This is a genomic window from Paraburkholderia sp. 22099 (assembly GCF_052045835.1).
Taxonomy (GTDB): domain Bacteria; phylum Pseudomonadota; class Gammaproteobacteria; order Burkholderiales; family Burkholderiaceae; genus Paraburkholderia; species Paraburkholderia terricola.
The window spans coordinates 26,596-38,808 of record NZ_JBQEPU010000013.1; the positions used below are offsets into that span (position 1 = coordinate 26,596).

The 12,213-nt window shown below is 63.0% G+C and carries 15 protein-coding genes; 3 read left to right on the forward strand and 12 right to left on the reverse strand.

The features are described 5' to 3' along the window. Positions 1–2: 2 nt before the first annotated feature. The 3 genes from ACTJLC_RS14340 to ACTJLC_RS14350 all read right to left on the reverse strand — a co-directional run bounded on the left by ACTJLC_RS14340 (position 3) and on the right by ACTJLC_RS14350 (position 2,589). Entirely contained in the window at positions 3–1,112 is a 1,110-nt protein-coding gene (locus tag ACTJLC_RS14340) for a COX15/CtaA family protein (RefSeq protein ID WP_440844295.1), read from the reverse strand. A 25-nt stretch (positions 1,113–1,137) separates the two neighbouring features. Further along, positions 1,138–1,803, reverse strand: coding sequence for an SCO family protein (locus ACTJLC_RS14345; protein ID WP_374710289.1), 666 nt, complete (start codon positions 1,801–1,803; stop codon positions 1,138–1,140). Between the two features lie 69 nt (positions 1,804–1,872). Then, the gene (locus tag ACTJLC_RS14350; RefSeq protein WP_073429378.1) at positions 1,873–2,589 is read right to left on the reverse strand and encodes an SURF1 family protein; all 717 of its coding nucleotides are present in this window, start codon (positions 2,587–2,589) and stop codon (positions 1,873–1,875) included. 111 nt (positions 2,590–2,700) lie between these two features. Here ACTJLC_RS14350 and ACTJLC_RS14355 point away from each other — a divergent pair, with 111 nt between their 5' ends. Next, positions 2,701–2,910 (forward strand): twin transmembrane helix small protein, encoded by a 210-nt coding sequence (locus ACTJLC_RS14355; protein ID WP_073429377.1) that lies wholly within the window; start codon positions 2,701–2,703, stop codon positions 2,908–2,910. A 158-nt stretch (positions 2,911–3,068) separates the two neighbouring features. On the opposite strand, the gene ACTJLC_RS14360 is transcribed toward ACTJLC_RS14355, so the two are convergent. From ACTJLC_RS14360 to ACTJLC_RS14395, 8 genes are all read right to left on the reverse strand, one after another. Continuing rightward, the gene (locus tag ACTJLC_RS14360) at positions 3,069–3,926 is read right to left on the reverse strand and encodes a cytochrome c oxidase subunit 3 (protein ID WP_073429376.1); all 858 of its coding nucleotides are present in this window, start codon (positions 3,924–3,926) and stop codon (positions 3,069–3,071) included. Positions 3,927–4,057: 131 nt separating this feature from the next. Continuing rightward, entirely contained in the window at positions 4,058–4,267 is a 210-nt protein-coding gene (locus ACTJLC_RS14365; protein WP_073429375.1) for a DUF2970 domain-containing protein, read from the reverse strand. A 30-nt stretch (positions 4,268–4,297) separates the two neighbouring features. Next, entirely contained in the window at positions 4,298–4,912 is a 615-nt protein-coding gene (locus tag ACTJLC_RS14370) for a cytochrome c oxidase assembly protein (RefSeq protein WP_310131554.1), read from the reverse strand. 42 nt (positions 4,913–4,954) lie between these two features. Beyond that, entirely contained in the window at positions 4,955–5,089 is a 135-nt protein-coding gene (locus tag ACTJLC_RS14375; protein WP_090518769.1) for a cytochrome oxidase small assembly protein, read from the reverse strand. Positions 5,090–5,205: 116 nt separating this feature from the next. Beyond that, positions 5,206–6,819 (reverse strand): cytochrome c oxidase subunit I, encoded by a 1,614-nt coding sequence (gene ctaD / locus ACTJLC_RS14380; protein ID WP_073429373.1) that lies wholly within the window; start codon positions 6,817–6,819, stop codon positions 5,206–5,208. A 44-nt stretch (positions 6,820–6,863) separates the two neighbouring features. Further along, positions 6,864–8,501 carry a cytochrome c oxidase subunit II gene (gene coxB, locus ACTJLC_RS14385; protein ID WP_310131557.1) on the reverse strand — a complete coding sequence of 546 codons (1,638 nt, stop codon included), beginning with the start codon at positions 8,499–8,501 and terminating at the stop codon, positions 6,864–6,866. Between the two features lie 65 nt (positions 8,502–8,566). Continuing rightward, positions 8,567–9,040: a DUF2244 domain-containing protein gene (locus tag ACTJLC_RS14390; protein ID WP_073429371.1), complete on the reverse strand. Its 474-nt coding sequence runs from the start codon at positions 9,038–9,040 to the stop codon at positions 8,567–8,569. 303 nt (positions 9,041–9,343) lie between these two features. Continuing rightward, the gene (locus tag ACTJLC_RS14395) at positions 9,344–10,309 is read right to left on the reverse strand and encodes a methyltransferase domain-containing protein (protein ID WP_440844300.1); all 966 of its coding nucleotides are present in this window, start codon (positions 10,307–10,309) and stop codon (positions 9,344–9,346) included. A gap of 82 nt (positions 10,310–10,391) precedes the next feature. Between ACTJLC_RS14395 and ACTJLC_RS14400 the strand changes: the two genes are divergently transcribed. Both ACTJLC_RS14400 and trmL read left to right on the forward strand, forming a co-directional pair. Then, a complete protein-coding gene (locus tag ACTJLC_RS14400) occupies positions 10,392–11,186 on the forward strand; it encodes a ComF family protein (RefSeq protein ID WP_073429369.1) in 795 nt (264 codons plus the stop codon). An 18-nt stretch (positions 11,187–11,204) separates the two neighbouring features. Next, the gene (gene trmL / locus ACTJLC_RS14405; RefSeq protein ID WP_073429368.1) at positions 11,205–11,675 is read left to right on the forward strand and encodes a tRNA (uridine(34)/cytosine(34)/5-carboxymethylaminomethyluridine(34)-2'-O)-methyltransferase TrmL; all 471 of its coding nucleotides are present in this window, start codon (positions 11,205–11,207) and stop codon (positions 11,673–11,675) included. Here trmL and ACTJLC_RS14410 read toward each other — a convergent pair. After that, the gene (locus ACTJLC_RS14410; protein ID WP_073429367.1) at positions 11,648–12,196 is read right to left on the reverse strand and encodes an O-acetyl-ADP-ribose deacetylase; all 549 of its coding nucleotides are present in this window, start codon (positions 12,194–12,196) and stop codon (positions 11,648–11,650) included. The genes trmL and ACTJLC_RS14410 overlap by 28 nt on opposite strands. Between the last annotated feature and the right edge of the window lie 17 nt (positions 12,197–12,213).

A 12,213-nucleotide genomic window follows, 5' to 3' on the forward strand; every position in this document is an offset into this window, starting at 1 on the left:
GGTCACGCTGGCGCGGCATCGCGCGCGGGCAACGCGGCGCGGCCGGGACGGCTAGAAGCGATTCGAAAGTTTAGCATAACGAGTAGCAGCAGCAGGATCGCCGCGCCGCCGTTATGGGCAACCGCAACGGGAAGCGGCCATTGCAAAACGATGTTCGACAGGCCGGTGATGAACTGGATCAGCACGACCAGCAGCACGCCGTCCGCCGGACGGCGCAGCGACTCGAAGCGGCGCAGTTTCAGCGCGAACCACACCAGATAGGCGACCACCACGATCGCGAACGTGCGGTGCGTCCAGTGAATCGCGACCAGCGCATCCTGCGTGATCATGTCGCCGTCGCGGGTCATCCCGAGTGCGCGCCACAGGTGGAAGCCGTGCTCGAAGCCCATTGACGGGACCCATTGGCCGTTGCAGGTCGGGAAGTCCGTGCAGGCGAGCACGGCGTAGTTCGTGCTGACCCATCCGCCCAACGCGATCTGTACGATCAGCAGCGCGAGGCCGGCGATGGCCGCCGCGCGCCAGCGCGCGGCTTCGGGTTCGTAAGCGGGCAACGGCGTCTGCCGGGCGGCCAGCCAGCCGAGCGTGCCGAGCAGCGCGAGACCGAGCAGCAAGTGAATCGTCACGATCACCGGTTGCAGTTTCATCGTCACGGTCCATGCGCCGAATGCGCCCTGTACCAGAATCAGCAGCAACAACGAGGTCGGCCACCACGGCGACACATGCAGCGGGCGGCGCTTGATGCGCGCCGTCCACGCAATCACCGTCTGCGCGATGATCAGCACGCCGATCGCCATGGCGAAGTAGCGGTGGATCATTTCAATCCATGCCTTCGTCATGCTGACTGGGCCGGTGGGCATCGCCTGATGCGCGGCAGTGATCGCCGCATGCGCGATGAACGGCGACGACGTGCCGTAGCAGCCCGGCCAGTCGGGACAGCCGAGGCCGGAATCGGTGAGGCGCGTGAAGCCGCCGAACATCACCAGGTCGAGCGTCAGGAAAGTGGTGAGCCAGACCAGCTTGCGGAATTTGTTGTCGTCGGCCTTGACCCACACGTAGGACAGCGGCAACAGCGCGATACACAAGCCGATCAAGGCCAGTTGCAGGACGAACATCTTCTCTCTTACCCTGGTTGCGGCGTCAGCCGATGCTCGACCATTTGAGCAGCTTGGTCACGTCGCCCTTGATCTTGCTGGGGTTCGGATCTTTCGGGAAACGCATCATCAGATTGCCGTTCGGATCGACCATGTAGAGGTGATCGGTGAGTTGGGTGCCGGTATCGGCCGGCAGCCACGCGGCCACTTGCGCCGGGTCGGCGACCAGCATGTTGGTATCGGGATACGCTTTTTGTATCACGTCCGCCACGTTGCCTGCGTCGGTGCGCAGCCATACTTCGACGACACGCTCGCGCTCCGGTCCCTGCGCCGCGCGGATTTGCCGCATGAAGTAGAGCTTGGTGACGCAGGCTTTGTCGCACGCGCTGTTGTCGACCGAAATCAGCAGCCAGCGGCCGCGCAGCGAAGCGAACTTGAGCGGCTTGCCGTCCTCGCCCGTGACCATGAGCGAGTCGGGGATCGGCCGCTGCGGTTCGACCAGCTTGCCGTAACTCGTGCTGCCGCCGGTCGGCTTGATCACGTAGTACGTGACATACGACACGACGATCGGCGCCGCGCAGACGATCGCCAGCAACAACAGGATCCAGCGGCCACGCTCCCATGAGCCCTTGCCGTTGGGTTGGCCGGGCATCGCTTGCCTCGGAGCTTCGGATTTGCCGGCTTGCGGCGAACGGGGAGATTGCGTCGACACTACAGAACCTCTTTCAATGATTGCGCGGTCGCCGGCCCGTGCGTGGCCGACGAAACCGCATGCGCTGCGTTACACGCCCGGCGCGTGCTCTTTTTTTGCCGCGCGGCGCGCGGCGTACACGCCGAAGACGAGCGCCGCAGCCGCCATGCCCCACCACTGGAACATATAGCCGTAATTGCGCTCGACGCCGCTCGTCGGCGCAGGCCAATCGCGCACCAGTTTGTCGCCGTCGTCGTTCAATTGCTGGATCACGAACGATTGCAACGGCAGGCCGGTTTCCGCAGCGTAAGCGGCAATATCCAGATTCTGCCGGATCAACTGATGCGCGGCAGAACCGCCCTGCCCCAACTCGAAAGCGCGCGAAGCATCGGCGCGCGCGATACCCTCGATTTCGATCTCGCCTTGCGGCGTGGCATACGGCGCGATGGTCTCGCGATTGCTCATGTTGCGCGGCAACCAGCCGCGATTGACCAGCACATAACCACCGTCGGCCAGTTTAAAAGGCATCACGACGTAAAAGCCAGGCTGATCGTTATACGGACGATTATCGAGGTACACGACCTTGTCCGCGACGAAACTGCCGCGCGCCTTCACGCGATGGAATTCGATGTCCTTCAATTCGACCGCCTGGCTGCTCACCGGCTGCGCCGGCGCATGCTCGAACTGCGTGATGTGCGCTTCGAGCGCTTCCTTTTGATGCGCGCGCTCGCGCTGCCAGAAACCGAGCCGCACCGTCACCACGATCACCAGCAGAATCAGCAGTGCGGGAATGAGGCGAATTTTCATCGAACGCGCTCCGGCATCGCGCGCCGCACCACCGGGAAGGTACGGCAGACGCTAGCGCGCGGTGAGATAATGATCGTCTCGCCTATGCGCTTTCCGCTTTCAGTTGGTTCCATGCACATTCTCGTTCCCGTCGCCTTCGTCCTGATCATCGCCAGCATGGTGTCGGCGCTGTACTTCATGATGCATGACAAGGGCAAAACCAAGCGGATGGTCTGGTCGCTCGCCACGCGGGTGGGCCTGTCGATCTCGCTGTTCCTGTTCATCCTGTTCGCACACTGGATGGGCTGGATTCAGTCGACCGGTATTCCTTACGGGCGTTGAGCCCGGCGGAAAGTCCCCCACTCCGCTAAACAAAACGCCGCCCTGACAGGGTCGAGGGCGGCGCTGATCCGTTCCTTATGCGCCGCGTCCTTCACAGACGTTGCGCGACCGGCTTCTCATGCGATTCCGGCGAACCGGCGGACGCAAGCCGGACTGCGTTACAGCCAATACACCACGACGTACAGCCCCAGCCACACCACGTCGACAAAGTGCCAGTACCAGGCGGCGCCTTCGAACGCGAAGTGATGCTCCGCCGTGAAGTGGCCGCGAATCATGCGCGCCAGCACCACCGCCAGCATCGTGCCGCCGAGGAACACGTGGAAACCGTGGAAGCCCGTCAGCAGGAAGAACGTCGAACCGTACACGCCCGAGGCCAGCGTCAGGTTCAGTTCGTGGTAAGCGTGAAAATACTCGTAGCCCTGAAAGAACAGAAAGACGACGCCGAGCACGAGCGTAGCCGCCAGCCAGATCATCGCCTTCTTGCGATGATCTTCGCGCAGCGCGTGGTGCGAAACGGTCAGCGTGGCGCCCGAGGACAGCAGCAGCGCCGTGTTGATGGTCGGGATCGGCCACGGCTGCATCGACTTGAAGGTCGAGACCAGCGCTGCCGGACCATTGTTCGGCCACACCGCGGAGAAGTCCGGCCAGATCAGCTTGTAATCGAGGCTGCCGAGTTGATGCAGCGCGATTTCGCGCGCGTAGAACAGCGCGCCGAAGAACGCGCCGAAGAACATCACTTCGGAGAAGATGAACCAGCTCATGCTCCAGCGGTACGACTTGTCGACATTCTTGCCGTACATGCCGCCCTCCGACTCGGCGATCGCGTCGCCGAACCAGTGCCACAAGGTAAAGAGCAGCCACAACAAACCGACGACAACGCCAATCGGCGCCCAGTCATGCGCGTTGATCCAGGCCGCCAGCGATCCGAGCATGACCAGCAACCCAACCGCGGCGCTAATCGGATGCCGCGACGGATGCGGTACGAAATAGTACGGGCTCTCGTTTTGACCGCTCATTCTTGATTCTCCACTTCAGTCCAGTTGTTCCGGAATCTCCGGCTGTATCTTCGGCGGCGCGTCGATACCGCACCGCTTCACTCTAATTCGTGGGCTTTGCTTCGCCCTGTATCCTGCACGCGCCTACCGCTTCAACCCACCACGGTCCGCACGACCAGGATCAGCACGCCGATGAAAACGGCCGCGCAGATCAACGCCGCCGCAATCACATGCAGCGGGTTCAACTGCGTGGCGTCCGCTTCCAGATCGCGGCGCTTGCGCACGCCGAAAAACGACCAGAGCACGGCTCGCATCGACTGGCCAAAACTGCTCTTGCGCGGACTGCCGCCGTTATTGCTCATCTCGTCTTCCTTCGCCAGCGGCTCATGCCGTCAAGCGGGGTTGGCGGCGGTTGCCGCCGTATTGGCCGGGAGCGCCGCGCTTCCGGTCTTCGCCGCGGCCGGCGTGCTCAATTCAAAGAATGTGTACGACAACGTGATCGTTTTCACATCCTTCGGCAACTTCGGATCGACCACGAACACCACCGGCATCCGCTTGGTCTGATTCGCGGTCAACGTCTGCTGCGTAAAGCAAAAACACTCGATCTTCCTGAAGTACTCGGTGGCCTGTTTCGGCGCGTAGCTCGGAATGGCTTGCGCCTGAATCGTGCGCGCCTGCTCGTTGCTGACCTCGTACATCACCGTCGTCACTTCGCCCGGGTGCACGTCGAGGCTGCGCTGTTCCGGCTTGAAACCCAACGGGCCGCGCGCGTTCGCGTCGAATTCGATCGAAATCGTGCGGCTCATGTCGACCTGCGTATTCTTCGCCTCGCGCGCCGTGGCATCACGCTGCACGAGGTTGTTGATGCCGGTGATCTCGCAGATCGCGCGGTACATCGGCACCAGCGCAAAACCGAAACCGAACATCATCAACGCGACCACGAACAGCTTGATCAGCATCGAACGGTTAAAAGAGCGGTCGGCCTGAGCCGGCGGTTGCGTCGACATCTCAATCCTCAACAAACCTGCAAACGGACTTCAACCGCCGCGTCAGGAGAACCACGCCTGATTGATGATGACGCTCGCAAAAAATATCGCTGCGATGGCGAACATCACAAGTCCAATCCGCCTGTTGCTTGCGCGAATCTGTTCCGGCGTACGTCTTTCCTGTGGATTGCGCGTCATGCTCAAGCTTCTGAATACCTTTGTGACACGGCGGAAACCGCCGCTACGGCTGCCGGCTCGGAGGGCGACGCGCTATCCGCGCCGCCGCCGAAACCGGCTATCGCGCTGGCTGACGATTACTCGACCGTCGGCGGGTTTTCGAACGTGTGGAACGGAGCCGGACTCGGCACGGTCCACTCGAGGCCCGTTGCGCCGTCCCACGGCTTGTCGCCGGCCTTTTCATGGTCGCCGCCGCCACGGTAGGCCGGCAATGCAACCGCGAACAGGAAGTACACCTGCGCCAGACCAAAACCGAAAGCGCCGATCGAGATGACCTGGTTCCAGTCGGTGAACTGGGCCGGATAGTCGGCGTAGCGACGCGGCATGCCTGCGAGACCGACGAAGTGCATCGGCAGGAAGGCGAGGTTGAAGAAGAACATCGACGCCCAGAAGTGGATCTTGCCGCGCGTTTCGTTGTACATCCAGCCGGTCCACTTCGGCGCCCAGTAGTACCAGCCGGAGAAGAGCGCGAAGAGCGACCCCGCCACCAGCACGTAGTGGAAGTGCGCCACCACGAAGTAGGTGCCGTGATACTGAATGTCGAGCGGCGCCATCGCGAGCATCAGGCCCGACAGACCGCCGAACGTGAACACCAGCAGGAAGCCGACCGCGAACAGCATAGGCGTTTCGAAGCTCAGCGAACCGCGCCACATCGTCGCGACCCAGTTGAACACCTTCACGCCTGTCGGCACCGCGATCAGCATCGTGGCGTACATGAAGAACAGTTGGCCCGTCACCGGCATGCCGGTTGCGAACATGTGGTGCGCCCAGACCATGAACGACAGAATCGCGATCGACGAGGTTGCGTACACCATCGAGCTATAGCCGAACAGCGGCTTGCGCGAGAACGCCGGAATCACCTGCGACACGATTCCGAACGCCGGCAAGATCATGATGTACACCTCGGGGTGCCCGAAGAACCAGAAGATATGCTGGTACATGACCGGGTCGCCGCCGCCGGCCGCGTTGAAGAACGACGTGCCGAAGTGACGGTCGAACAGCACCATGGTGATCGCGCCTGCGAGAACCGGCATCACGGCAATCAGCAGGTATGCGGTGATCAGCCATGTCCAGACGAACATCGGCATTTTCATCAGCGTGAGGCCGGGCGCGCGCATGTTCAGGATCGTCACGACGATGTTGATCCCGCCCATGATCGACGAAGCGCCCATCAGGTGGACCGCGAAAATCGCGAAGTCCATGCCGGGGCCCATCTGCGTGGACAACGGCGCATAGAGCGTCCAGCCGGCGGCGGTCGCGCCGCCCGGCGAGAAGAATGAACCGACCAGCAGGACAGCCGCCACCGGCAGCAGCCAGAAGCTGAAGTTGTTCATCCGCGCGAAAGCCATGTCCGATGCGCCGATCTGCAGCGGCACCATCCAGTTCGCGAAGCCGACGAACGCCGGCATGATCGCGCCGAACACCATGATCAGGCCGTGCATGGTGGTCAACTGGTTGAAGAACTCGGGGCGCATGATCTGCAAACCCGGCTCGAACAGTTCGGCACGGATCATCAGCGCCATCACGCCCCCGGAGAGGAACATGACGAACGAGAAGATCAGGTACAGCGTACCGATGTCCTTGTGATTGGTTGCGAACAGCCAACGGCGCCAGCCATGCGGCGTTTCGTGGGCATGGTCGCCGTGCACGTGCTCGTGGCCCGCGACTACATCGTGTCCGATGCTAGACATGACAATCTCCTAAAGCAAATACTGCGATGCTGACCATGAACACGTCAGGCAGCCGGGCTGATCTGAACACGCCGGGCTTCTTTCGCGTCGCTGCCGCCCGTGATCGTTTCCGGCTTCTTCAAAATAATGTGGTCTTCGGCGATGCCGGCTGCTTTCAACGCGTCGCGCACGGCTTCGGCGCGGCTCTTCGCGAGCTTGGCGTTGGTGTCGGCGGAACCGGTTGCGTCGGTGAAACCGGACAGCGTGAACTTCGCGTCCGGATGCGCCTTCGCGTAAGCCGCGGCCGCCTCGACCGCCGCTTTCGCGTCGGCCGGCAGCGTGCTCTTGCCCGTTTCGAAGTAGACGCTTGCCGGCAATGCCGCTTGCGCTGCGGCCGCGCTGTCCGAAGCGCCCGCGGCTGCTTCCGCGCCCGAGGCGCCCGAAGCTGCCGCCGCACCCGAAGCCGCTTCGGCACCGCTCGCCGCGGCGCCTGCGTCGGCCAGATGGTTGCCGCCTTCGGGCAGCTTGCCGTTACGCGCGTCCGCCACCTGCTTCGGCTGGAGAATGTCGCCCGTGTGGTTGCTCCACGCGTTACGTTCGTATGTGATGACCGAGGCGATCTCGACGTCGTTCAGCGTCGGCGCCCACGCAGGCATCGCGTTCTTGCCCTTCAGCACGAGGCTTACGTGCTCGGCCAGCGGGCCGTGCGCGACCTTGCTGCCGTCGATCGCCGGGAATGCGCCCGCGCCCTTGCCGGTCGGCTGATGGCAGACCGCGCAATTCGCCGCGTACACCTTGCCGCCGCGCTCCATCAACTCGGCCAACGTGTAGGTCTTGTTCGGGTCGTCCTTGCCGGCCGCCATTTTCTTCTTCTGCGTGTCGACCCACTTCGCGTAGTCGTCGGCGGACAGCACCTCGACCACCACCGGCATGAACGCGTGTTCCTTGCCGCACAGTTCGGTACAGAAGCCGCGGAACGTGCCGACCTTTTCCGCCTTGAACCACGTGTCGCGCACGAAACCCGGAATCGCGTCCTGCTTCACGCCGAAAGCCGGCACGTACCAGGAGTGGACCACGTCGTTCGCGGTGGTGATGATGCGGATCTTGCTGTTGACTGGAACGACGAGCGGATTGTCGACTTCCTGCAGATAGGTAGTGGAAATCGGCTGACGACCGTCGGTTTCCGCACGCGGCGTGGAGAGCGTGGACAGGAAACTGATGCCCTCGCCCGGACCCTTCACGTAGTCGTAGCCCCATTTCCACTGATAGCCGGTGACCTTGATGGTGACGTCGGCGTTCGTGGTGTCCTTCATCGCGACGACGGTCTTGGTGGCGGGCAGCGCCATCAGCACGACGATGACGAACGGCACGATCGTCCAGATGATTTCGACGGTGGTGCTTTCGTGGAAATTCGAAGCCTTGTGGCCTTTCGATTTGCGGTGAGCAAAGATCGAATAGAACATCACAGCGAACACGCCGATGAAGATCACCGTGCAAAGAATCAGCATGAACGTGTGAAGGCTGTAGAGCTCCTCAGCGATTTTCGTCACAGGCGGCTGGAGATTGATCTCGTTGACGGCAGGGCCGCCCGGAACATCGCCCACTGCCAGGGCGGCACCGGCGAAAAGCAGTCCGCTCGTCGCCAGCACGCCCATGAGGGCTCGCTTGATTGTTTTCATAGCTTCCTTACCCAAAATTTCCATTCAAACCCTCGACCCCGCCGGCAGGCTGCCCCGCGCTCCCCGTGAACGCCGCGCGCTCGACACGTCTAGCAACGTGTGAGCCACATGCGCAGTTCGCCTGCGAACTGCGCGCGCCGATACTGCGCGAGATGTTGCCCGATCATGACCGTCTGCCCGCGCGAGATCAGTTTGATCTGCTCGCGCGGCGTTGCGCCCGCCTCGATCCGCACCCAGCGCGGATTGAATTCAAATTGCGTGAGCCGCTCGCCGCTGACCTGCTCGATCACGAGCCGGTTCTGAAACAGCCGGATGCGCTCGTAATCAACAGCATGACGCGCATAGATGGCAAACGCGACGCCCACCGCCAGCAATTCGATACCGGTGAACGGCAACACCAGCCAGGCGCCGACCAGAACCAGCATGAAAGCAATTGCCAACGAGAACAACGCAAGCGACACGTAGAGACATACGAACTGCCGTGGAGACATCGAACAGTTGCGCTTCATGATCCAGTCTTTGAGGACCGGTTCCGAATCCGCCAGCAGATCTGATGCTTCCATCGCAGCCTCCTGCGAATCCCCGGCTGCGGACAGTGCTCGCGACCACCATGCGGCCGCTCGCTACACCGCCGCGCCACTTCATTTTGCAGCCCTGCGTCTCGGGCCTGCCGCCCCAAATGTGGGAACTCCGGGCGACAAACTGACGCATTATAGGCGCGATCCATAGCATCCACAAGCAAGCCTCGGCTGGCTCACAAGCCAGGCGTGACAAGCCTCCGCGCCGTTTTGACGCACCTTTTGCGCGTCCTTCGAAGCGGTAATTTCGGGCATAACAGATGCCCGCTTTACCGCCTCGTTGATTCCTCAACGGTTCCTCGAGGAACCTCGTCCGATATCCTCGATCCGCACGATGCCATGACCTTCGGCCGTGGTGCGCGGCACGGCTTTCCATGCGTGTCCGTAGATCACCTCGAAGGTCAGCGCGATGGTGCCGTCCGCGCGCCGACGGGCTTCGAGCGCCCCGAGCAGTGCCTTGTGCAGCCTGCGTGCGGCGGCACTCGACGACGCTTCGCGCTCAAACGGATAGGCGCCCCAGCGGCGCACGTCCGCGAGCAGCGACTCGGGGGACTTGTAGGTGATCGTGAGCGTTTCCTGGTCCATCACTGGAATCTCGAAGCCGCTCTCGACCAGCATGTCGCCCAGATCATGCATATCGACAAAGTCGATCACGTGCTTGCGCATGACGACGCCGTGCGCGGCCTCGACTTCCGCATAGGCGCCGCGCAACTCCTTGAGCGAATCAGGGCCGAGCGTGCTGAACATCAGGAGCCCGTTGACCTTCAGCACCCGCTGCCATTCTGGAAAGACGAGATCGGGACGCGAATGCCAGTGCAGCGCGAGGTTTGACCAGATGAATTCGAAGGCGCCGGCCGCGAACGGCAGCGCCGAGAAGTCGGCCTGCGCGAATCGTGGGCCGCGGGCGCCGAGCGCCTTGCCGAGCGTTGCCGGCAGAAATCGCCGCCAACTCGTGTCGCCGGAATCGTGGCGCAGCGCGCGGCTGAGCATGCCATGCGAGAGATCGGAGCCGAACACCGGCGCCTCGGGAAAGCGCTCACGCAGCGCGGGAATGTCTTCGCCCGCCCCGCAGCCGGCATCGAGGACGCTCGCCGGCGTCACCTTGATGTAATCGAGACGCTCGCGCATGCGCTGGGCGATTTCGCGCGGCAGGAAGGCGACCTCGTCGAAGGTCGCGGCACGGCGGTCGAAAATCCGCCGCAGACGCCGGGAATCATAGGCCGGACGGCCGGATTGAGCGGAAGTTGGGGGCATGAGTGTCGTACTGGCGTGGAGCCCGAAGTATACTCGTTCGCTTCCCTTCATTCAGTGCGAAAGGCCTTCGGGCGGTCGAATCATGCCATTCCGTCTGTTTTCTTCATTCCCCGGCGGTTCGACCACGCGCTTCGTTCGTTTTGCACACGGCTTGCGTTCGGCATGGCCGCATGTGACCCAAGCCGTGCTGCCGAATCTGTGCGCGTTATGCGGCGATTTGTCGCATAAGACACTGTGCGCCGGTTGCGACGAAGCGTATTGGAATGAAAGCCGATTGCGGTGCACGGTATGCGCCGAGCCCTTGTCCGAGATGCGAGCGGCGAGCCGTGCCTACTATCGCTGCGCGGAATGCATCGGTGAGCCGCCCTCGTTCGACGCGACCCTCGCGTTGGCGGATTACCGTCCACCGCTCGACGCGTTGGCGCTCGGCCTGAAATTTCGCGCCCGGTTGATGCTGGCGCGCGAGTTCGCGCTACGCCTCGCTCGGCTCGCGCAAGACTCGTGGCAGGACAGATCGGCGCGGCCCGATGTGATCGCGCCCGTGCCGCTCGCCCGCCAACGTCTCACCGAGCGCGGCTACAACCAGGCATGGCAAATCGCGAGGCCGTTGGCCCGCGCGCTGACTGTGCGCGGCAACGCCACCTTGCTGCATCGCGTGATCCATACCGCGCCGCAATCGCGGCTCGACCTGGAGGCGCGCCGGCTGAACGTGGGCCGCGCCTTCAAGGTGGCCGAACCGGTGCAAGGCCTGCATGTCGGCATCGTCGACGATGTGATGACGACCGGCGCCACGCTCGAGGCGCTGGCAAGCACGCTCAAAGCCGCCGGTGCGCGGCGGGTCACCAACTTCGTCGCGCTGCGCACACCGAAAAACTAGTCTCCACCTGGTCTCATCATGTTCAACGTCGTTCTCGTAGAACCAGAAATTCCGCCGAACACCGGCAACGTCATCCGTCTGTGCGCCAACACCGGCGCGCGGCTGCATCTGATCGAGCCGCTCGGCTTTCCGCTCGACGACGCCAGGATGCGCCGCGCGGGTCTCGACTATCACGAGTATGCGCAAATGAACGTGCATGCCGATTGGTCGGCGTTCGTCGCCAAGGAATCACCGGACCCGGCGCGTATGTTCGCCTTCACCACACGCGGCTCGGGTCGCTTTCACGAGCATGCGTTTCAATCCGGCGACTGGTTCGTGTTCGGCGCCGAAACGCGCGGCCTGCCCGACTCGGTGCTCGACCAGTTCGCCAACGAGCAGCGCGTGCGTCTGCCGATGCGCCCCGGCAATCGCAGCCTGAATCTGTCGAATACGGTGGCGGTGGTGGTGTTCGAGGCCTGGCGTCAGACCGGCTTCGAGGGCGGCGCGTGACGGCGCTTCAATTCGGCTTCGTAGCGCGCAAGCATTGCATCGTCGAAACAGGCGAATATCACCCGCTCGATCCGCGGCGCGCGCGGCAAGTTTTCGAGTACGGTGCCGACCGCAATCCGCACCGCTTCGTCGGCGGGGAAACGGTAGATGCCGCAGCTGATCGCGGGAAACGCGATGCTCTTGCAATCCGCCTCGCGCGCCACTTCGAGCGAACGCTGATAGCAGGACGCGAGCAGGTCGGCTTCGCCGTGCGCCCCGCCTCGCCAGACCGGGCCGACCGCATGGACCACATGTTTGGCAGGCAGGCGGTAGCCGCCGGTGAGCTTCGCGTCGCCGGTCGCGCAGCCGCCGAGCTGCTCGCATTCATGCAGCAACTCCTTGCCGGCCGCGCGATGAATCGCGCCATCCACGCCGCCTCCGCCTAACAACGACGTATTCGCCGCGTTGACGATCGCATCCACGCCGAGCGTCGTGATGTCGACCACGCGTGCTTCGAGCGTGCAACGATTGAAGGTGAACATGGGAACCTCGCTGGTCC